Genomic DNA, 19,478 nt, shown 5'->3' on the forward strand with positions numbered 1-19,478 from the left:
TCAATAGCCAAGGGGCGGGAGCCCCTCGTTTTCGGGTTCGGCGACGCGCATTTCGTTGGTGTCGTCGGTCTCGAGGTCCTGATAGGCGCGATAGGTCAAAACAAGCAAAAACACGAAGAAGGAAAAGGAAATGACGATCGCCGTCAGGATCAGCGCCTGCGGCAGCGGGTTGGCGATGGCCTGGGGCGGCACGTCCAGATGGTTCGGGATCAGCGGCGGCGCGATCGGCCCGATACGCCCGACCACGAAGACGGACAGGTTGACCGAGGTTCCGAGCAGCACCACGCCGAGCAACATACGGATGATGTAGGTCGACAGCAGCATGTAGATCGAGATCGAGAAGAGGACGCCGACAAGGGCGGACAGAGCGACTTCCAAACGTGCCTCCTCAGCCCGAATAGCGTTCTTCGAGGGACAGCGCGATCGAGCTGATCGCGCCGACGATCACCAGAAACACCCCGACGTCGAACAGAAGCGTGGTGGATAGAGCGACCTCGCTTCCCGCGATGTCGACGAAGGCCCAAAGCCCGGTCATGAACTGCCCACGGCCAAAGGCCGGCAGGAAGCCCGCTAGTACGGCCGTGATCAGCCCGAAGGCGGCATAGGCGATGGGATGGAAATGCAGCGCGCGGCGCACAGCGTCCACGCCGCAGGCCATGCCGTAGACCGCGATGGCGGACGAAGCGATGAGCCCGCCGATGAAGCCTCCGCCTGGCTCGTTATGCCCGCGCAGGAGCACGAAGAGCGAGAAGAGTAGCATGAGCGCGGTCAGATAAGGCGCGGTGACGCGGAAGATCAGGGTTCTCATGGCTGCAACTCCCCTGCCTTGCGGCGGCGGCGGCGCGAATAGCGCGGATCGCTCTTCACCACGCGAATGCGCACCAGCGCCAGGATGGCGGCGCCTGTGGTCAGCACAACGGCGATTTCGCCCATCGTATCGACACCACGGAAATCCACGAGAATGACGTTCACGATGTTGCGGCCATGGGCGATCACGTAGCTGTAGCGCGTGAAGAACTCGCTGATCGAAGCGTCGAAGGGGCGCTGCGTGATGTGGAGCAGGAAGAGCGCGAAGCCGACGCCGCCCGCGATCGACAGGATCAGTTCGGGAACGACATCGCGCCAAGGGCGACGATCCGCCGGCATGAGCCGCAGCCGCGTCATCACCAGCGCGAGGATGGCGACCGACAGAATTTCCACCATGAACTGCGTAAAGGACAGATCGGGCGCGCCGAGCAGCATGAAGAGAAGCGCGACGGCCAAGCCCTGAATGCCGAGCGAGACGATGGCGGTCAGGCGATTGTTGGCGAGCACGACGACCACGGCGCCGAGCACCACCAGCGCGATCACGCCCCATTCGTAGAAATAAAGGTCGGGCATCGCCGGCCAGGCAGGCAGCGACGAGGTGGCAAGCATCGTCGCCCAAAGGGTCGCGACGATCACCGCGAATGTCACCTTCATATAGACATCGAGCCGGCCGGGCTGGAGCTTGGTGGTGACATGGAACGCGCCGATGACGAGGGCGCGCATGAGCTGGTCGAAGCCCTTGTCCGGCCCCCAGCCGATGCGGCTGAGAAGATCGGCGACGAGCGAGCGCATCCGCGTGGCGCGCCAGAACAGGGCGATGCCGACGACCACCGTGATGATCGACAGGATCAGCGCCGGCCCCCAATGGAAGCCGAGCGCGATGTCGACCGCGACCGCGCCGTCGAGGGCGGGCGGCGACATCGGGTTGGAAATGAACTGGTGTGTGGTCTGCGAGAAGATTGCGGCCAGCAGGCCGACAATGCCGAGGACGACCGGCCCGAACCAGATGAGGGGCGTGGATTCATGCGCCTTGCGAAGCCCGCTCGGCATGGTTCCGGCGAAGGGCTTGATCGCGACGATGAGCGCCACGGCAAACATCAGCGCGTTGCCGGCAACGGCCGCGGCGGTCGTCAACACGCCCGTGAGATCGGCCGTCGCGGTGGCTGCATAGACTTCTTCCTTGGCGAGGAAGCCGAAAAGCGGCGGCAGGCCGCCCATGGCGGCAGCACCCAGAATGGCGGCGGCGAAGGTCATCGGCATCTTGCGCGCGAGCCCGCCCAGAGCGCGGATGTCGCGCGTGCCGGCGCTATGGTCGATCGACCCCGCGACCATGAAGAGGCAGGCTTTGGCCAGCGAGTGCGCGAAGAGATAAAGGACGGCCGCTTCGATCGCGAGTTCCGAGCCGATGCCGATGAGCATGACGAGAAGGCCGAGCGAGGCCACCGTCGTATAGGCGAGCATGAGCTTGATGTCGCTCTGCCGGATGGCCAGCAGCGCGGCGATGACCAGCGTCACCCCGCCGAAGATCGGCAGGACCGTTTCCCAAGCGGGCGTGCCGCCCATGACCGGAAACAAGCGCATCAGGAGATAGATGCCGGCCTTCACCATGGTCGCGGAATGGAGATAGGACGAGACCGGCGTCGGCGCCTCCATGGCGTTGGGCAGCCAGACGTGGAAGGGCATCTGCGCCGACTTGGTGAAGGCGCCCAGCAGAATCAGCACGAGCGCGGGCCCGTAAATGGACAGCGCCTTCACGGCGTCCGGCTGCTCCAGAAGCGCGGTCAGGCTGGTCAGCCCGGTCGATTCACGGATCAGCAGCAGGCCGGCCAGGAGCGCCAACCCGCCGCCGCCGGTGATCACCAGCGCCTGCATGGCACCGCGCCGTGCCGCCTCCTTTTCGAAATTGAACCCGATCAGCAGGAAGGAGGTGATCGAGGTCAGCTCCCAGAAGACAAAGAGCGTGATGAGATCATCCGACAGGACGAGGCCCAGCATCGCGCCCATGAACATCAGGATATAGGCGAAGAACCGGCCACGCTTGGAGCCCTTGGGCATGTAGCCGCCGGAATAGAGCACCACGAGCGTCCCGATCGCCAGGATCAGGAAGGCGAAGCCGAAGGACAATCCGTCCAGCCGAAAGGCGAAGCGCACGCCGAAGCTCGGAATCCAGTCGAAACCGAACAGGATCGGTACGCGCTCCTGAACCTGCGCGCTCTGCTGAAACAGGATGGCGAGCGCGGCGACGGGAAAGCAGGCCAGGATAAGGGAGCCCAAACGTCCGAGGGCGATCAGGGAAAGAGGGGCTATGGCTGCGCCGAGGAACGGCAAGGCGAGGACGAGATATAGAAGTCCACTCGACAGGCTGGTCATACCGGCTCAGCGTTTCCTCGATTCAGCACCCGCGATCGCGTTACGAAACAGACGCAAGCCCGCGTCGAGCCAACGAAGAACAGGCGTCCGATCCGCCATCCCAAGACATTACGCCCAGAGAACGGATTCCGACGCTCGCACTGTCCTTCGTTCGCCTGACCCTGTGCACCAACCGCCCCATCAAGGAAAACGCAGCGGGCGGCACCGGACTTGACGACGATTCACAACAGCCTCCAGGCTGTTTCCAACGACCGCAACAATAGGTCGCGTCCCGACTCGATCAAGCCGAAATCGGCGCGGGATATGGGCGAGACCCGTTTTAAAGGGCGATCTGACCCGGTTGTGATCGGGTCGGCGCGACCCTACCTTTCGCCGCAGGAATTGGATGGAGTGATGCCGATGGCCAGCGCGAGCGAAACCCCGCTGAAGGTTCAGAAGAGCGATGCCGAATGGCAGGAGATCCTGACGCCCGAGCAATATAAGGTCGCACGCGGCCATGGCACCGAGCGCCCTTTCACCGGCCCGAACTGGGACCAGAAGGAAGCCGGCCTTTATCGCTGCGTGTGCTGCCAGAAGCCCCTCTTCCGCTCCGAGACGAAGTTCGATTCCGGCACGGGCTGGCCGAGCTTCTACGAACCGGTGGAGCGCGAAGCGGTGAGCGAGCATGTGGATCGCTCCTTCATGATGACGCGCGTCGAAGTCCGCTGCGCCGATTGCGACGCCCATCTCGGGCACGTCTTCGAGGACGGGCCGCGCCCGACGGGCTTGCGCTACTGCATGAACGGCTACGCCCTCGAATTCGACCGCGACTGACCGGGCCGACCTTGCTGCCCCTTGCCTTTGCCGCCCGCCGGGCGAAAGCTCCGGCGGGCCGATTCTTGCCCGCATCTGACGGTGATCCATGTCCTTAGCCTTCCGCGCCGACCTTCCCGCCCCGCCCCGCGCTCCGCAGCGACCGGTCGAACTTTCGGCGCATGGGCGCACGCGCACCGACGAATACGGCTGGATGCGCGTCGACAACTGGCAGGAGATGTTCAAGGACACCTCGCTGCTCGACCCGGTGATCCGCGCCCATCTGGAGGCGGAAAATCGCTATGCGGACGCCGCGCTCGAAGATGTCGAGCCGCTGAAGGCCAAGCTGATCGCCGAGATGCGCGGGCGCATCAAGGAGGACGACAGCTCCGTTCCCGCGCCAGATGGCCCCTATTCCTATGGCGTCGCCTATGAGGCCGGCGCGGAATATCCGCGCTTCTTCCGCGTGCCGCGGGAAGGCGGCCGCGAAGACGTCTATCTCGACGCGAACAAACAGGCCGAGGGCATCGACTATTTCTCGATCGGGGGCGTCGAGCACTCGCCCGATCACAAGCGTCTTGCCTGGAGTTTCGACGACAAGGGCTCCGAGTTCTACGAGATCGTCCTGCGCGATCTCGAAACCGGCGCGGACCTGCCCGACCGCATCGCGGACACGAGCGGCGACGCCACCTGGGACGCGCGCTCGCATGGCTTTTTCTATACGAAGCTCGATGCGAACCACCGCCCGAGCCGCGTCTTCTACCATACGCTCGGAGCCGACCCGGCCTCCGATCCGCTGGTCTATGAGGAAACCGACACGGGCTTCTTCATGGGCGTCGGCCAAACCCAGTCGGGCGATTACGTCGTCATTGACATTCACGACCACGAGACGTCGGAAGCCTGGCTGATCCCGGCTGCCAACCCGGCCGCCGAACCGCGCCTCGTTGCGAAGCGCGAGAAGGGCCTGGAATACGACGTGGACGAGGGCGACGGCACGCTCTTCATCCTGACCAATGCCGATGGCGCGCGCGACTTCAAGATCGTGACCGCGCCGGCCGATCAGCCGGGCCGCGAGGCCTGGACCGATCTCGTGCCGCATGAGGACGGCCGCCTGATCCTGTCGCATCTCGTGCTCAAGCGCCATCTCGTCTGGCTGGAGCGGCGCGACGGCCTGCCGCGCATCGTGGTGCGACGTCTGGCGGATGGCGCGGAACATAGCATCGCCTTCGAGGAAGAGGCTTATTCGCTCGGCCTCGGCGGCACCTACGAATATGACACGACCACGATCCGCTTCTCCTATTCCTCGCCGACCACCCCGAACCAGACCTTCGACTATGACGTGGAGACACGCGAGCGCCGCCTCCTGAAGACGCAGGAAGTGCCGTCCGGCCATGATCCCTCGCTCTACGTCGCGCGCCGCATCTTCGCGCCCGCGCCGGACGGCGAAACCGTTCCGATCTCGCTCGTCTATCGCCGCGATACGGCGCTCGACGGTTCGGCTCCGCTGATGCTCTATGGCTATGGCTCCTATGGCCATTCCATCCCGGCCTCGTTCAGCACCAATGCCTTGAGCCTGGTCGATCGCGGCTTCGTCTATGCCATCGCGCATATTCGCGGCGGCAAGGACAAGGGCTTCCGCTGGTACGAAGCCGGCCGGCGGGAGCACAAGCGCAACACGTTCACCGACTTCATCGCGGCGGCGGACCATCTCGTGAGTGAGCGCTTCACGAGCTATGAGCGCATCGTCGCGCAGGGCGGCTCGGCCGGCGGCCTATTGATGGGCGCGGTCGCCAACATGGCGCCGGAGAAGTTCGGCGGCATCATCGCCGTCGTGCCCTTCGTGGATGTCCTGAACACGATCCTCGACGACACGCTGCCCCTCACCCCGCCCGAGTGGCCGGAATGGGGCAATCCGATCCTGTCGGAAGCCGATTACGAGGTGATCGCGAGCTACAGCCCTTACGACAATGTCGAGGCCAAGGCCTATCCGCCGATCCTGGCGCTCGCCGGTCTGACAGACCCGCGCGTGACCTATTGGGAACCGGCCAAATGGGTGGCGCGCCTGCGCGCGAAGAAGACGGACAGCAATCCCGTGATCCTTCGCACCAATATGGGCGCGGGCCATGGCGGCGCATCCGGGCGCTTCGCGAAGCTGGACGAGATCGCGATGATCTACAGTTTCGCGCTGAAGCTCATGGGCAAGGCAGCTCTTTAAACATTCTGGGAAAAGGCGGCTTCGGTCGCCTTTTCCCCCTTCCGATCTACTTCGCCGAAGCGACTGGCGGAAGCGCCTTGAGATAGGCGGCGATGGCGGCGAGATCGTCTTTGGGCAGACGCGCCAGATTGTGCTGTACCTCCACCATGGAGCCGCCGACACTATCGAAGTCTGGGGTGAAGCCCGTCTCGAAATAATTGACGAGATCGTCCTCGGTCCAATTCGAGGTTTCGCCCGCCGGCGTGATGTTGGGGATCTGCCCCTCCCCTTCCGGCGCCGGCCCGCCGGCCAGCCAGCGATCGTGATCCAGCCCGCCCGCGCCGCCGAGGCTGCGTGGCGTGTGGCACTCGCCGCAATGGCCCGGCCCTTCCACGAGATATTGCCCGCGCCGGACAAGATCGGGCGCGCCATTCGGCCAGGAGATAACGGGGCTGGGCCTCAGGAAGAGCGCCTTCCAAGGCCCCAGCGCAATGCGCAGATTGTAGGGGAACGGCAACTCGTTCGCCGGCGCGTCATCCGTCGATGGCGGCAGCGTCTTCAGATAGGCGAAGAGATCGGCGACGTCTCCCGGCGTCATCCTCGCATAGGATGTGTAGGGAAAGGCCGGATAGAGATTGTGCCCCTCGGGATCGACGCCGCGTTGCAGGGCATTGGCGAAATCGGCCAGCGTCCAGCGGCCGATGCCATGATCGGGGTCCGGCGAGATGTTGGGGCCGTGGAACGTCCCGAAGGGCGTGACGAGCGACGGCCCGCCGCCCAGAACCGGCTGGTCTACCGCTTCGCGCGCATGACAGGACACGCAGCCACCGGCCCAGAAAAGCCGCTCGCCGCGCGCGGCGTCGCCGCTTCCCTCCTGCGCGATCTCCGTCGCGCCCAGACGAACCGGGCGCGTGGCGCTATAGGCGCCTGCCGCCAGCACGGCGACGACGGCCGCCGCCAGAAGAGCGAGAACCGGCCGCCGCCGCAAAAGCGTTCAGCCTCAGCGCTGCCGGAACTGCTGGTGGCAGCCCTGGCAATTGGCGGCGACCTTGGTGAAGGCGGTCTTGAAACTGTCGAGGTCGGCGGGCTTGGCGTCGAGCGCGGCCTGCGTGTCGGCGATGAACTTGTCGTTCGCCGCCTTGAACTCGGCCGGCTTTTCCCAGATCGCGGGCGCGGCTTCGGTCTTGCCTCCGGTCTTGGAATCTTCGGGGAAGAGCGTCGCGAACTTCTTCGCGTCCTCGTTCAAGGTCGTGAAGAGGCTGGCGGCCGTCGCGGCGTCGAAGGACTGACTGCCCTTGATGATTTCGGAGGCGGTGCGCGCCGCCTTGGCATTGTTCTTCATCAGCTGCTGGCGCTCTTTGATGACGGTCTCGTTCTGCGCCAGCGCCGGCAGCGCGGCGGAGGCGGCAACGCAAAGTCCCACGATCAAGGTGGACAGGCGCATGAGAATCACTCCGGGCTTTCGGCTGAGTGGAATTGTTCCAAACGAGATGAAAACCCGTTTTCCATGATCCGTCCATCCTTAAGGATCGGCGGAAGAGGATTAAGAGCATTTCCAGCGAAAGCCGGGTCGGCTTTCGCGCCCGGACAATGCGAGAAACAAGGGACTGGAGCACCTCCGGCGAACCTATGTTCGGTGGATGTGCTCTAGTGTCGCAGAGCCCGCACAACGAAAAGCCCTGCCTTCCGGTGGGAAGGCAGGGCTCGCATCTCACCGATGGCCCAGCGTTCAGGCGCTGGCGGCCTCGTAGCGCTCCAGCACGTAGTCCCAGTTCACGAGGCTGTCGACGAAGGCCTCGAGATATTTCGGACGCGCGTTGCGGTAGTCGATGTAATAGGAGTGTTCCCACACGTCGACGCCGAGGATCGGCTCGGCACCGTGCACCAGCGGATTCTCGCCGTTCGGCGTCTTCATGATCTGAAGCTTGCCGTCCTTGACCGCGACCCAAGCCCAGCCCGAACCGAACTGGCCCTTGCCCGCGTCGATGAAGTCGTTGCGGAACTTGTCATAGCCGCCGAGATCGGAATCGAAGGCCGTCTGCAGCTTGCCCGGCAGGGACTTGCCGCCGCCATTGGGCTTCATCCACTTCCAGAAATGGATGTGGTTGTAGTGCTGGCCGGCATTGTTGAAGAGAGGCTGGTTCTTGCCGAAGGACTGCTTGACGATCTCTTCGAGCGACGCATCGGCGAGGCCCGCGTCGGCGGCCAGCTTGTTGCCCATGTCGACATAGGCCTGATGGTGCTTGTCGTGATGATATTCCAGCGTCTCCTTCGACATGAAGGGCTGAAGCGCATCATAGGCGTAAGGCAGTTCGGGAAGCGTAAAGGCCATATCCGTCTCCTTCGGTTTGGGCCCGCCGTGAGCGCAAGCGAATCGCCGGCCGGCGGGCTTTCGAGCCGGGTCCTTAGCTAGGGCCTCCCGGCTCGGATGTCAGCCGCCTTCTGAACCAAAAGGCCGCATTCAAGCCGACTTTTCACGCGCGCGCGCAAAGCGCCAGTAGAGTTCGCGGGCTCGGCCGTAGACGGGACCGACCGGCATGGCGCGCTCTTCCAGCCTCGTTACGGGCACGACCTTGGAATGATTGCCAGTGGAGAAGATTTCGCTGGCCGACAGGAAGTCTTCCACCGTCAGGCTGGCCTCGACCACCTCCATCCCGTCCTCGCGCAGCAGCTGGATGACGCGCTGGCGCGTGATGCCGTTCAGAAAGGAACCATTGAGAACCGGCGTGAAGACCGCGCCTTCGCGCACCATGAAGAGATTGGACGTGCCGGTCTCGGCCACATTGCCGATCATGTCGCGCACCAGCGCATTGTCGAACCCGCGCCGCTTGGCCTCCATGATCGCGCGCGCATTGTTGGGATAAAGGCAGCCGGCCTTGGCCAGCGTCGGCATGGTTTCGGGCGTCGGCCGACGGAAGGGCGAGACGCCCAGCGAGAAACCGGCCGATGGGATCATCGGAGATTCATAAAGACACAAGCAGAAGCGTGTCGTCTCCGGGTCGGCCGGCACGCCCATATAGCCACCATCCTCGGCCCAATACATCGGGCGGATGTAGACGGCCGTTTCGCCGTCGAAATGCCGGAGCCCTTCATGCGTCAGCCGCACGATCTCGTCCGGCGCCATGGTCGGGGTCAGCCCCAGCGCCTCGGCGGAGCGGTTGACGCGCGCGGCGTGCCGGTCGAGGTCCGGCGTCAGGCCTTCGAACCAGCGCGCCCCGTCGAAGACCGACGAGCCCAGCCAGAGAACATGCGAGCGCGGCCCGACCAGCCCGGGATTTCCCTCGAGCCATTCGCCGTCGAAGAAGGTGAAGGTGCGTGAGAAGCCTGCTGCCATGGGTTCCTGCCTTGCGCTCGGAGGCAGGGACGCTGCCGCACCGCCCTGCCCTTGTGATACCGCCCCGGTCTACAAGGCGCGGCTCGACCTGTCACATGGAAGCCTCTACGGATGAATTGTTAACCGTGCTTCTCGGAAATGCCGCTCCATCGCCGCAATGCGCCCGTGAGGTCTCGCTTCCGGGCGTGGAGAACGGAACGAACCGTCCGGTTCGACGTTTTCAGCCCAAGAACAAGAACCCGAGCGAGGGTTCCAAGGCTTCGCAGAAGGCCTATTCCCGCGCTCGCCGCATTGGCTGGATAATGACAAACGATCCCTTTTCCCGACGCCTGCCGCGCCGTGCCGTCCTGTCCGGCCTCGGGCTCGGCGCCCTCGCCACGCTGACCGGGTGCGTCAGTTCCCCGCGTGCGCAGAATGCCGATCTCTCCGTTTTCGGCGGCCTGCCGGGCAACGTGCCTCCCGAATACGCCACCGCCTATGGCCCGATCGATGATGGCGGCTTCCTGATCCCTGCCATCGACCTGCGCCGCATGGACGTGCGCTATCTCCGCCGGCAGGTCGCCTATAACGGCCCCGAGGCCCCCGGCACGATCATCATCGACACGCCCACGCGCTATGCCTATCTCATTCAGCCCGGCGGCACCGCCATGCGCTACGGCGTGGGCATCGGCCGCGACGGGTTCGCTTGGGAAGGCCGCGCCCGCGTGCAGTTCAAGCGCGAATGGCCGCGCTGGACGCCCCCCAACGAGATGATCGATCGCCAGCCCGAGCTGGAAATCTATCGCGGAGTCGGCATGGACCCGGGTCTCAAGAACCCCTTGGGGGCCCGCGCGCTTTATCTTTTCAAGGACGGCAAGGACACGCTCTACCGCCTGCACGGCACGCCGGAATGGTGGACCATCGGAAAGGCCGTGTCGTCGGGCTGCGTCCGGTTCATGAACCATGACATCATCGACCTGTATAATCGCGCTGAGCCGGGCGCGACGGTCATCGTCAACCAGCCGGGCGGCCTGACGGTCTAAGGTTCGGGGCCGACGCTCCGCGAAGAGCGACCATGCCAGCAATCGGCTGCACCGGCCGATTGCACTCCGGCGCGCCCCCTGCCACTGTGGCACGCCGACCGGCCCTTCCCCGTGATTCTCAGGCCCTGCCATGTCCGAACTGATCGACCGCGTCTCCGCAGCCGCTTCCCTGACGCCCGAGACGGCGCGCGAGGCGGTCGGCAATATTCTGGCCTTCCTGCGCTCGGAAAGCTCCGATCCCGCCGTGGAGACGATGATCTCGGGCACGCCGGGCGCGGCGGACGCTCTCCAAGCGGCTGGCGATTCCGAGTTCGGTGGCGGCATCATGGCACTCGGCGGCAAGCTGATGGGCCTCGGTCTCGACATGGGCCAGATCCGCACCGTGGGCGAGGAGTTGATCGCCTTCTCGAAGTCTCATGTGGACGAGGCGACCGTCTCCACCGCCATCGCGTCCGTTCCCGCGCTTGCGCCATTCGTTTGATACATTCGCGCCGTAAAGGCTTCTGACGCGCGCCGTCCGGCGCCGCGACGGGGGAAAGCTGGATCGCTCGGGCCGGTGGCTTATCGGGCCGGCCTGCCTTATATCGCCGTCGTGTGCCGTATGGCCCAAGTGAGCATCCGCTTCGCTGGGGCGACGATGCGCGTTCGCCGAGGGCGCGCCATCCAGCGTGCGATGCCAAGGAATAGCCTATGATCGATGCCTACACGGTTTTCGGCTCTCACGTTCGCCGCCATGCCGGCGTGCGTCCCGACGAGGTTCCGCCGGAAGCCGTTTGGATCGATCTGCGCAACCCTACACATGACGAAGAACGAGCCATCGAGGCGCTTTGCGGCATCGAGGTGCCGACGCGCGAAGAGATGCGCGAGATCGAGGTGTCGAGCCGGCTCTATTCGGAAGATGGCGGCGACTTCATGACCGCTTCGATCGTCTATGGGCTGGACGAGGGCAAGCCGGATTTCGGTCCCGTCACTTTCATTCTGGTCGGCCAGCGCCTCGTGACGCTGCGCTATACCGACCCGCGCTCGTTCCAAATCTTCTCGACCAAGCTCTGCCGGGAGGGCAATGGCGAGACAACGAAACCGGGCTATCTCCCGAGCTTCGACCATTACGGCCCGCCGCCGGCCCCACCCAAGCCCTCTCGCACCAAGGGGCCGACGGCCGATTCCATCGCCGTCGGCCTTCTGGAAACGATCATCGACCGCATGGCCGATCTCCTGGAGCAGATCGCCAGCGATCTCGACCGGATCGGCACCGACATCTTCCGCTCGTCCGACACGAACACGCCGACGGCGACCGCCGATTTCAAGCAGCTTCTGAAGCGCCTCGGCGCGGCCGGCGACATTTCCTCGCGCACGCGGGAAAGTCTGGCGACGGTGGACCGGCTCCTGCCCTTCCTTTCCTTTGTGATGGATCGGCGCAAGCCGCAGAAGGAGTTGAAGCTGCGGGTCAAGGCGATGGCGCGGGACGTCGCCTCGCTGAACGATTTCGTGTCCTTCCTGTCGAACAAGACGACCTTCCTGCTCGACACCACGGTCGGCATGATCTCGATCGAGCAGAACGCCATCATCAAGATCTTTTCTGTGGCGGCTGTCGGCTTCATGCCGCCGACGCTCGTCGCCTCGATCTACGGCATGAATTTCGAGCATATGCCCGAACTGAAATGGGCGCTCGGCTATCCCATGGCCTTGACGATCATGGTGCTCTCGGCGCTGCTGCCGCTTCTGTATTTCCGACACAAGAAGTGGCTGTGAGGCGGCTCGAAAGCCGCCTCTTCCTTGCGTGCTGCGCTTGAACGGTCAAGCCTTGCCCAGCGCGTCGCGCATGAGCGCGGCCGTGCCGGCATAGATGGCGTAAGTGCCATCCTCGTGCCTGACGATCTCGACCTCCAGGCCCAGCTCACGGCAGATCGCGGCCCCACCCGCGATGTCCCACATGGTGGTCACCGGCTGGATATGGCCGTCGAAGCGGCCGAGTGCGGCAAAGAGCATGGACACCGAGGTGCAATGGAAGGATTCCACGATCCATTCGCGCTCGCGCAAGCGGCGCTGGAGCGCGATCGCGGCTTCCAGATCCTCGCCCGGACTGTCGCCCAAGGAGACGAGACCGAGGCCGGGTACGGCCACCTCCCGCTCGAAGGGAACGCCGTTGCGCACCACGCCGACATCCCGCGCGCCGGCCATAAGTTCGCCGAGGCAAGGCGCGGCGATGGCACCCGCCACCGGCACGCCCTCCTCCACATAGCCGAGCGAGATGCCCCAGAGCGGCGAGCCGGCCAGAAAGTTCGAGGTGCCGTCGATCGGATCGACGATCCAGTAGCGATCGGCCGTCTCGCCGCCCTCTTCCTCGCCCACGACGGCCTCGCCCGGATAGCGCTCGGCCAGAAGCGCGCGAACGCGCACCTCGATGCCCCGATCGGCCTGCGAGACGAAATCGCGCGGCCCGGCTTTGGTCTCCGTCAGGAGCTGCCTACGATCCGCGAAATGACCCAGCGCCTCGGCGGCGGCGATCTTGACGATCTCGGCGGCCGTGTCGCGGCGCTGAAGCAAAGAAAGGTTCATAGGCGAGCGCTCCGTAGTCCCCGCGCCGCGAGGTAAGCGACGAGGCGCTCGGACTCGTCGGTCTGGATCGCGCCGACGCCGAGGTCGAGAAGCCGCCCCCAAATCGCGTCGGCGTCCTGCCGGGCGGCCGTGTCGTTGAAATCGGTCATATGGGAGACGTCCAGGGTATTGAGCCAAAGCCGCACGCCGAGGGCGCGCGCCGCCTCCATGCCCGCTTCCAGATCCTCCACGCAAGCGGGCATAGCCTCGATCATGAAGGGATTGAGGCGGGCGAAATGCGCGAGGTCTTCGGCAAAGCGACCTTTTTGCGACTTCACCACCGGCATGAAGGGCAAGGGTCCGAAGGCCGAATGGTCGGCGGGCAGGCGCGTCAGATCGGCCGGCGTCAGTTCCGCCTTCACAACGACATCTTCAGCGAAGCCGCCCCGCAGGATTTCTCGCGTCACGGCAGGAAGCTCGGCAGCCGACTTGGTGTCGACATTGACGAGAAGACCGTGGCCTCGCGCTTCTTCCAGCGCTTCCAGAAGCGTGGGCACGCGCTCGTCGGTCAGCGGCGCATCGTCGCCTCCGCCGCTTTCGCGCAGGCGGAGGGCACGAATCGTCGCACTGTCCTGCTCGGCAACCGCGCCCCGGCTTTGGGTGGTGCGATCGAGCGTATCGTCATGAATGACGAGAATCGCGCCGTCTGCGGTTTGACGCGCGTCGATCTCCACCATGCCGACGCCCAGAGCCCCCGCCTCGCGAATGGCGAGAAGCGAATTTTCCGGGGCGCGGACCCAGGAGCCGCGATGGGCGATCACGAGACAATCGGCCGGAGCGAAGTCCAGAACGGGAGAACGAAAAGAAGCGGCGTCGAGGACGGCCGCGGCAGAAACTTGGGTCATGACAAACTCGGGAAAGGGTCCTTGAGCGCAAGAGGCGGCGGCGTCCCTGAGGGCGGACGGGGCTGGCTCGGCTTCGCGCTACCATGGGCATCATGTCACAACGGTGACAAATCGATGATGAATTCCCGACAAAACCCAAACAAGCGGAAGTTGTGCATCCGCGGTATCGTCATACAAACTTCATTTTACTCTCGCCCCGACGCTCATTATTGGACCGCCGCGACGAACGGCAAGATTTCGTCCCCCTTTTATTTCGATCGATAGGGCTCACAATGCTCACGAAAATCTTCGGCGCCGCCAGCGCGCTGGCGCTCTTGGCTGGTTTGACGGGCGCAGCTCAGGCCGAGCCCGTGAAGTTCGAATTCTGGCACGGTCTGTCGGGCGACCTCGGCGACCGCGTGCAGGAAGCCTGCACCAAGTTCAACGCCTCGCAGAAGGACTACGAGATTTCCTGCGTCAGCCAGGGCGGCTACGAGACCAATCTCCAGAACACGATTGCGGCCTACCGCGCCAAGAAGCAGCCCGCGATCACCCAGGTCTATGACGCCGGCACGCTCGACCTCATGCTATCCAGAGCGTTCGTCCCGGCCAAGCAGCTGATGGCCGACAACGGCTACAAGATCGACTGGGATAACTACTTCCCCGGTATCGGGCAGTATTACGCCACGGCGAAGGGCGAGCTCGAGTCTTTCCCGTTCAACTCCTCGACCGCCGTCCTCTATTATAACGGCGACGCCTTCAAGAAGGCCGGCATCACGGAAGCGCCGAAGACCTGGGAGCAGGTTTCGGCTGACGCCAAGAAGCTGAAGGACGCGGGCTACGAATGCCCGATGGCCATCAATTTCGACCCTTGGTTCTCGCTGGACCAGTTCTCGGCCATTCACAACCAGCCCGTCGCCACCAAGGCCAATGGCTATCAGGGTCTCGACGCCGAAGTCGTCTTCAACAAGACGAAGGTGGTCGACGAAATCAAGTTCTGGAAGAAGCAGGTCGACGACAAGCTCTTCGTCGTGAAGACCAAGCAGCTCGGCATGGACGCTTTCCCGTCCTTCACCTCGCAGACCTGCCAGATGGCGATGAGCTCGATCGCCGACCATGGCACGGCGGGCAAGACGCTGCCGCAGGGCGTCGAGTGGCATGTCACGATGCTGCCGGCCTTCGAGGGCACCCAGCGCCAGAAGACGCTGGTCGGCGGCGCCTCCCTCTGGGTCATGAAGGATCGCCCCGCAGCCGAGTACAAGGGCGCGGCCGCCTTCCTGAACTTCCTCGCCCAGCCCGACATGGTTGAGTGGTGGTCCACCGTGACCGGCTACATCCCGGTGACCAAGACCGGCTTCGAGGCGATGAAGGCCAGCGGCTTCTACGACAAGCCGCAGTTCAAGGGCCGCGAAATCGCGATCGAAAGCCTGACGCTGACCCCGCCCTCCGAAAACACGCGCGGCATCCGCCTCGGCAACTACACGCAGATCCGCAAGGAATTCTCGACCGCGCTCGAGGCGATCTTCATGCAGAACGCCGACATCCAGAAGAGCCTGGACGAGGCCGCCGACCGCTCGAACACGCTGCTGCGTCGCTTCGAGAAGACCTATGCCGGCCAGACGCTGAACTAAGCCGAACCGCACTTTCCCGCGCCGCCGAAGCCCTCCCCGGCCTCGGCGGCGTTCCTCATCGTGGATATCCGTCATGAAGCGTGTCGTCTTCAAAAGCCGCTGGGTTCCGGTTCTTGCCGCCCTTCCCCAGTTGTTTCTGATCTTCCTGTTCTTCTACTGGCCCGCCGTTTCGGTGCTGAACTGGGCCTTCACGCTGGAGCCGGCCTTCGGCGGCGCAGGCGCGCGTCTTTTCGTCGGCTGGGAGAATTTCCAGGCCGTCTTTTCCGACAGCCAATATTGGAATTCGGTGCGCGTCAGCGTGACCTTCGCGGTTCTGTCGACGGTCATCACGATGGGTCTGGCGCTGGTTCTGGCGCTCGCCGTCGATCGCCAGCTCAAGGGCTCCAAGATTTTCCGCTTCTTCTACATCTGGCCCTACGCGCTGGCCGGACCGGCCGTCGGAACGGCCTTCCTCTTCATCCTCTCGCCCGAGCGGGGGCTGATGGCCATGGTCAATGCCGCCCATCCCGACTTCTGGAATCCGGCCAAATACAATAGCCACGCGATGATCCTGATCGTCACCTGCTTCGTGTGGAAGTGGATCGGCTATTGTTTCATCTTCATGCTGGCGGGCCTTCAGTCGATCCCGCGCAGCCTGACGGAAGCGGCCGCCATGGACGGCTCCGGCCCCTTGCGCCGGGCGCTCGACATCCAAATCCCGCTTCTCTCGCCGACGCTCTTCCTGCTCCTCATCCTGATCGCGACGGAAAGCTTCGTCGGCAAGGACACCTACGGCATCGTGGATCGCACGACCTATGGCGGGCCGAACAACGCCACCAATCTCATGGTCTTCAACATCGTCTCCAAGGCCTTCGAAGGGCTCGACTACTCCGGCGCGGCGGCGCAGAGCCTCATCGTCATCAGCCTGATCATGGTCTTCACCTTCATCCAGTTCCGCTTCATCGAGCGGCGCGTGCATTACCGCTGAGGGCTCGGGACATGATCGAAAAGACCCCCGTCTCCAATCTCATCACCTATGCCATCCTCGTCATGGCGCTGGTCACCGTACTCCTGCCCTTCTGGATCGTCCTTTGCGCTTCGACGCAGACGCTCCAGGAGGTGAACGCCGTGCCCTTCAGCTTCCTGCCCGGCCCGGACGCGCTGAAGAACTATGCCGCCGCCTGGGCCCGCGCCGATCTCGGCAATGCCCTGTTCAACAGCTTCGTCATGGCCGGTGCGGTCACGGCCGGCAAGATCGCGGTTTCGGCGCTCAGCGCCTTCGCCATCGTGTATTTCCGCTCGCGCTGGGGCCTCGTCTTCTTCTGGCTGGTGTTCCTGACGCTGATGCTGCCGCTCGAAGTGCGTGTCGTGCCGACCTACAATATCGCAGCCGACGCATTCCAGCCTTTCCGCCTCTTGATCCAGACGCTGACCGGCATCGAGGTCAGCATCGACTGGAACCTCCTCAACACCTATTCCGGCCTGTCCCTGCCTCTGGTCGCGACGGCCACCGGCACGTTCCTGTTTCGCCAGTTCTTCATGACCGTCCCCGACGAGCTGGCGGAAGCCGCGCGCATGGACGGCTCCGGCCCCTGGCGCTTCTTCGTGGACGTGCTCCTGCCGCTGTCGCGCACCAACATGCTGGCGCTCGCCACGATCCTCTTCGCCGATACGTGGAACCAGTATCTCTGGCCGCGCCTCATGGTGACGGACCCCGCCTACACCACAGCGATGACGGCGCTGCGGGCGCTCCGCCCGGCCGAGAACGGCCTGCCGGAGTGGAACGTCACCAATGCGGGCGCCCTCATCATCGTGCTGCCGCCGCTCATCGTCGTCGCCGTCTTGCAGCGCTGGTTCGTGCGCGGCCTCATCGCAACCGAGAAATAAGGAAGAGTCCGATGGCACGGATCGATATCCGCAATCTTCAGAAGTCCTACAACGCGACGACGCGGACCCTGCACGGCATCGACCTCACCTTCGCGTCCGGCGAGTTCGTCGTGATCCTCGGGCCGTCGGGCTGCGGCAAGTCCACGCTTCTGCGCATGATCGCGGGGCTGGAGGACATCAGCGGCGGCGAAATCGCCATCGACGGGCGCGTGGTGAACAAGCTGGAGCCGCGCGAGCGCGGCTGCGCCATGGTGTTCCAGAACTACGCGCTCTATCCGCATATGAGCGTCGCCGATAATATCGGCTATGCCTTGAAAGTGGCCGGCGTTCCCAAGGAAGAGCGCCAGCGGCGTATCCGCGAGACGGCGGCGATCGTGGGCCTTGCCGACTATCTCGACCGCAAGCCGGCGGCGCTCTCGGGCGGCCAGCGCCAGCGCGTCGCCATGGGCCGCGCCATCATCCGCGAGCCGCGCGTCTTCCTGTTCGACGAGCCCTTGTCGAATCTCGATGCCAAGCTGCGCGTCACCATGCGCGCCGAAATCCGCAAGCTGCACAAGCGCCTGTCCGCGACCTCGGTCTTCGTCACGCATGATCAGGTCGAGGCGATGACGCTGGCGGACCGGCTCGTCGTCATGAATGGCGGCCATGTCGAGCAGGTCGGAACGCCCGCCGAGATCTACGAGCAGCCGGCCTCGCGTTTCGTCGCGAGCTTCATCGGCTCGCCGCCCATGACGCTGCTGCCGGGCGAGCTTGAGGCCGACGACGCCTTTCGCCTGACCAACGGCTACCGCCTGCCCCTGCCCGTGGGCTCGCGCGTCGGCTTGGGGTCGAAGCGCGTCGAAATCGGCATTCGGCCCGAACATGCGATCCTGACGCGGCGCGGCGCGCCGGGCAGCGCAGACGCGGTGGTCGATTTCATCGAGGAACTCGGCGCTTCGCGTGTCGTCTATGCCGAGCTCGGCGGCGTGCTCTTCGCCGTGACGGCGACGGAGGCGCTGTCCGTGGCGCCGGGCGACGCGATCGGCCTCCTGTTGCCGGCCGACCGGCTTCATGCTTTCGACGCGGACAGCGGCGCACGCATAGAGTTGCAACGCGAGCGAGCCCTTCAGCCGGCCTGACCAGCCTTATCCCGCCCGCGCACGCCCTCGATCAGCGGCCGCGCGCGGGCGATCTCTTCGGCGAGATGGTCCATCAGGGCGCGCACGCGCGGCACTTGGCGCAAGTCAGCATGGGTCAGGAGCCAGAGATCGGTCGCAAAGCGTTCGTCCGGCGCGTCCAGCCGGCGCAGCGCGGGGCGCGCGTCCGCGACGAAACAGGGGAGATAGCCGACCCCCAGCCCGGCCTCCAAAGCCTCGGCCATACCGAGCACGGAGTTGACGCGGTATCCGACGCCCTCCGGCCCGGCTTCGTTCAGGACATGACGCACCACTTTCATCGGGCTCATCGCCTCGCCCAAGGCCACCCATCGACGCGGGCCGGGCGCATCTTCGGCGGGGCCATAGAGCGCCCAGGCGATACGCGCCGCCTTGCGCCCGACGAGATTGGGCGGCGGATTGTCGGTGGCGCGGATCGCGACATCGGCATCGCGCTTCGACAGATTGAGCGCCGGATTGCCGAGCACGATGTCGAGCCGCACCGAGGGGCAGGCCGCGAGAAAGCTTGCGAAGATCGGCGTCAGAAGATGGACCAGAAGCGAGTCGTTGGTGGTGACGCGCACCTCGCCCGAGGGCAGCGGCTCGCGGCCGGCGAGGCGCAGCGCGACGGCATCCACCTCCTCGCCCAGACGCGCGGCAAGAGCGGCGATCTCCGCCCCGGCCTGGGTCGGCTCCAGCCGCGCCTTGTTGCGCTCGAACAGCGCGCAGCCGAGCGCGGCTTCGATCCCCTTCAGCCGGCGGAAAACGGTGGAATGCGCCGTGCCCAGTCGCTCGGCCGCGGCCGGCAGCGTGCCGGCTTCGGCCACGGCCCGGATCAGGCGGAAATCGTCCCAGCTCAGGCTTTCGAAACCGCTCATATATCCCTTCCGCAATTCAAGCATTGCAT

Annotated in this window: 19 protein-coding genes; 9 read left to right on the forward strand and 10 right to left on the reverse strand. The window is 64.7% G+C overall.

Annotated features, from left to right (window positions below):
• The 3 genes from AUL36_RS07460 to AUL36_RS07470 are packed head-to-tail and all read right to left on the reverse strand — an operon-like array spanning nucleotide 1 to nucleotide 3,177.
• Nucleotides 1-378, reverse strand: a complete 378-nt coding sequence (locus AUL36_RS07460; protein WP_058600262.1) for a Na+/H+ antiporter subunit C — start codon at nucleotides 376-378, stop codon at nucleotides 1-3.
• Nucleotides 379-388: 10 nt separating this feature from the next.
• Nucleotides 389-808, reverse strand: a complete 420-nt coding sequence (locus AUL36_RS07465) for an MnhB domain-containing protein (protein ID WP_058600261.1) — start codon at nucleotides 806-808, stop codon at nucleotides 389-391.
• Nucleotides 805-3,177: a putative monovalent cation/H+ antiporter subunit A gene (locus tag AUL36_RS07470; RefSeq protein WP_062219415.1), complete on the reverse strand. Its 2,373-nt coding sequence runs from the start codon at nucleotides 3,175-3,177 to the stop codon at nucleotides 805-807. Before AUL36_RS07470 ends, AUL36_RS07465 begins: the two co-directional genes overlap by 4 nt.
• A gap of 399 nt (nucleotides 3,178-3,576) precedes the next feature.
• Between AUL36_RS07470 and msrB the strand changes: the two genes are divergently transcribed.
• Entirely contained in the window at nucleotides 3,577-3,990 is a 414-nt protein-coding gene (msrB, locus tag AUL36_RS07475) for a peptide-methionine (R)-S-oxide reductase MsrB (protein WP_062219676.1), read from the forward strand.
• 88 nt (nucleotides 3,991-4,078) lie between these two features.
• Nucleotides 4,079-6,184 (forward strand): S9 family peptidase, encoded by a 2,106-nt coding sequence (locus AUL36_RS07480; RefSeq protein ID WP_062219417.1) that lies wholly within the window; start codon nucleotides 4,079-4,081, stop codon nucleotides 6,182-6,184.
• A 46-nt stretch (nucleotides 6,185-6,230) separates the two neighbouring features.
• Here AUL36_RS07480 and AUL36_RS07485 read toward each other — a convergent pair whose 3' ends face one another.
• The 4 genes from AUL36_RS07485 to AUL36_RS07500 all read right to left on the reverse strand — a co-directional run bounded on the left by AUL36_RS07485 (nucleotide 6,231) and on the right by AUL36_RS07500 (nucleotide 9,497).
• On the reverse strand, nucleotides 6,231-7,151 hold the full coding sequence (locus AUL36_RS07485) for a cytochrome c (protein ID WP_062219419.1): 921 nt from the start codon (nucleotides 7,149-7,151) through the stop codon (nucleotides 6,231-6,233).
• Between the two features lie 12 nt (nucleotides 7,152-7,163).
• Nucleotides 7,164-7,607, reverse strand: a complete 444-nt coding sequence (locus AUL36_RS07490; protein ID WP_062219678.1) for a c-type cytochrome — start codon at nucleotides 7,605-7,607, stop codon at nucleotides 7,164-7,166.
• Nucleotides 7,608-7,892: 285 nt separating this feature from the next.
• A complete protein-coding gene (locus AUL36_RS07495; protein ID WP_062219421.1) occupies nucleotides 7,893-8,495 on the reverse strand; it encodes a superoxide dismutase in 603 nt (200 codons plus the stop codon).
• A 129-nt stretch (nucleotides 8,496-8,624) separates the two neighbouring features.
• Nucleotides 8,625-9,497 (reverse strand): branched-chain amino acid aminotransferase, encoded by an 873-nt coding sequence (locus AUL36_RS07500; protein WP_062219423.1) that lies wholly within the window; start codon nucleotides 9,495-9,497, stop codon nucleotides 8,625-8,627.
• Between the two features lie 302 nt (nucleotides 9,498-9,799).
• On the opposite strand from AUL36_RS07500, the gene AUL36_RS07505 reads away from it, so the two are divergent.
• From AUL36_RS07505 to AUL36_RS07515, 3 genes are all read left to right on the forward strand, one after another.
• On the forward strand, nucleotides 9,800-10,519 hold the full coding sequence (locus AUL36_RS07505) for a L,D-transpeptidase (protein ID WP_058600255.1): 720 nt from the start codon (nucleotides 9,800-9,802) through the stop codon (nucleotides 10,517-10,519).
• Between the two features lie 130 nt (nucleotides 10,520-10,649).
• Nucleotides 10,650-11,000 (forward strand): hypothetical protein, encoded by a 351-nt coding sequence (locus AUL36_RS07510; RefSeq protein WP_058633390.1) that lies wholly within the window; start codon nucleotides 10,650-10,652, stop codon nucleotides 10,998-11,000.
• Nucleotides 11,001-11,209: 209 nt separating this feature from the next.
• Nucleotides 11,210-12,271 carry a magnesium transporter CorA family protein gene (locus AUL36_RS07515; RefSeq protein ID WP_062219425.1) on the forward strand — a complete coding sequence of 354 codons (1,062 nt, stop codon included), beginning with the start codon at nucleotides 11,210-11,212 and terminating at the stop codon, nucleotides 12,269-12,271.
• Between the two features lie 45 nt (nucleotides 12,272-12,316).
• Here AUL36_RS07515 and AUL36_RS07520 read toward each other — a convergent pair whose 3' ends face one another.
• Both AUL36_RS07520 and AUL36_RS07525 read right to left on the reverse strand, forming a co-directional pair.
• Complete coding sequence (locus AUL36_RS07520; protein ID WP_062219427.1) at nucleotides 12,317-13,078, reverse strand: inositol monophosphatase family protein; 762 nt, start codon at nucleotides 13,076-13,078, stop codon at nucleotides 12,317-12,319.
• Nucleotides 13,075-13,962, reverse strand: a complete 888-nt coding sequence (locus tag AUL36_RS07525) for a glycerophosphodiester phosphodiesterase family protein (RefSeq protein ID WP_062219429.1) — start codon at nucleotides 13,960-13,962, stop codon at nucleotides 13,075-13,077. Before AUL36_RS07525 ends, AUL36_RS07520 begins: the two co-directional genes overlap by 4 nt.
• 272 nt (nucleotides 13,963-14,234) lie before the next feature.
• On the opposite strand from AUL36_RS07525, the gene AUL36_RS07530 reads away from it, so the two are divergent.
• The 4 genes from AUL36_RS07530 (at nucleotide 14,235) to AUL36_RS07545 (ending at nucleotide 18,556) form a co-directional block, all read left to right on the forward strand.
• On the forward strand, nucleotides 14,235-15,572 hold the full coding sequence (locus tag AUL36_RS07530) for an extracellular solute-binding protein (protein WP_062219430.1): 1,338 nt from the start codon (nucleotides 14,235-14,237) through the stop codon (nucleotides 15,570-15,572).
• Between the two features lie 73 nt (nucleotides 15,573-15,645).
• Nucleotides 15,646-16,539 (forward strand): carbohydrate ABC transporter permease, encoded by an 894-nt coding sequence (locus AUL36_RS07535; protein ID WP_062219431.1) that lies wholly within the window; start codon nucleotides 15,646-15,648, stop codon nucleotides 16,537-16,539.
• A gap of 11 nt (nucleotides 16,540-16,550) precedes the next feature.
• Complete coding sequence (locus AUL36_RS07540) at nucleotides 16,551-17,438, forward strand: ABC transporter permease subunit (RefSeq protein ID WP_058600248.1); 888 nt, start codon at nucleotides 16,551-16,553, stop codon at nucleotides 17,436-17,438.
• Between the two features lie 11 nt (nucleotides 17,439-17,449).
• Nucleotides 17,450-18,556, forward strand: coding sequence for a sn-glycerol-3-phosphate import ATP-binding protein UgpC (locus AUL36_RS07545; RefSeq protein ID WP_062219433.1), 1,107 nt, complete (start codon nucleotides 17,450-17,452; stop codon nucleotides 18,554-18,556).
• On the opposite strand, the gene AUL36_RS07550 is transcribed toward AUL36_RS07545, so the two are convergent.
• On the reverse strand, nucleotides 18,544-19,449 hold the full coding sequence (locus AUL36_RS07550) for a LysR family transcriptional regulator (protein WP_062219435.1): 906 nt from the start codon (nucleotides 19,447-19,449) through the stop codon (nucleotides 18,544-18,546). The two genes, AUL36_RS07545 and AUL36_RS07550, sit on opposite strands and share 13 nt — an antisense overlap.
• Nucleotides 19,450-19,478 lie beyond the last annotated feature (29 nt).

Source organism: Aureimonas sp. D3 (assembly GCF_001463805.1).
GTDB lineage: Bacteria > Pseudomonadota > Alphaproteobacteria > Rhizobiales > Rhizobiaceae > Aureimonas > Aureimonas ureilytica_A.

What these genes read in the sequence shown, in the direction of transcription:
- AUL36_RS07490 (WP_062219678.1), bottom strand. Translation starts at nt 7,607, where the DNA reads ATGCGCCTGTCCACCTTGATCGTGGGACTTTGCGTTGCCGCCTCCGCC.
- AUL36_RS07495 (WP_062219421.1), bottom strand. Translation starts at nt 8,495, where the DNA reads ATGGCCTTTACGCTTCCCGAACTGCCTTACGCCTATGATGCGCTTCAG.
- AUL36_RS07525 (WP_062219429.1), bottom strand. Translation starts at nt 13,962, where the DNA reads ATGACCCAAGTTTCTGCCGCGGCCGTCCTCGACGCCGCTTCTTTTCGT.
- AUL36_RS07465 (WP_058600261.1), bottom strand. Translation starts at nt 808, where the DNA reads ATGAGAACCCTGATCTTCCGCGTCACCGCGCCTTATCTGACCGCGCTC.
- msrB (WP_062219676.1), top strand. Translation starts at nt 3,577, where the DNA reads ATGGCCAGCGCGAGCGAAACCCCGCTGAAGGTTCAGAAGAGCGATGCC.
- AUL36_RS07480 (WP_062219417.1), top strand. Translation starts at nt 4,079, where the DNA reads ATGTCCTTAGCCTTCCGCGCCGACCTTCCCGCCCCGCCCCGCGCTCCG.
- AUL36_RS07470 (WP_062219415.1), bottom strand. Translation starts at nt 3,177, where the DNA reads ATGACCAGCCTGTCGAGTGGACTTCTATATCTCGTCCTCGCCTTGCCG.
- AUL36_RS07550 (WP_062219435.1), bottom strand. Translation starts at nt 19,449, where the DNA reads ATGAGCGGTTTCGAAAGCCTGAGCTGGGACGATTTCCGCCTGATCCGG.
- AUL36_RS07540 (WP_058600248.1), top strand. Translation starts at nt 16,551, where the DNA reads ATGATCGAAAAGACCCCCGTCTCCAATCTCATCACCTATGCCATCCTC.
- AUL36_RS07545 (WP_062219433.1), top strand. Translation starts at nt 17,450, where the DNA reads ATGGCACGGATCGATATCCGCAATCTTCAGAAGTCCTACAACGCGACG.
- AUL36_RS07530 (WP_062219430.1), top strand. Translation starts at nt 14,235, where the DNA reads ATGCTCACGAAAATCTTCGGCGCCGCCAGCGCGCTGGCGCTCTTGGCT.
- AUL36_RS07500 (WP_062219423.1), bottom strand. Translation starts at nt 9,497, where the DNA reads ATGGCAGCAGGCTTCTCACGCACCTTCACCTTCTTCGACGGCGAATGG.
- AUL36_RS07520 (WP_062219427.1), bottom strand. Translation starts at nt 13,078, where the DNA reads ATGAACCTTTCTTTGCTTCAGCGCCGCGACACGGCCGCCGAGATCGTC.
- AUL36_RS07535 (WP_062219431.1), top strand. Translation starts at nt 15,646, where the DNA reads ATGAAGCGTGTCGTCTTCAAAAGCCGCTGGGTTCCGGTTCTTGCCGCC.
- AUL36_RS07510 (WP_058633390.1), top strand. Translation starts at nt 10,650, where the DNA reads ATGTCCGAACTGATCGACCGCGTCTCCGCAGCCGCTTCCCTGACGCCC.
- AUL36_RS07505 (WP_058600255.1), top strand. Translation starts at nt 9,800, where the DNA reads ATGACAAACGATCCCTTTTCCCGACGCCTGCCGCGCCGTGCCGTCCTG.
- AUL36_RS07515 (WP_062219425.1), top strand. Translation starts at nt 11,210, where the DNA reads ATGATCGATGCCTACACGGTTTTCGGCTCTCACGTTCGCCGCCATGCC.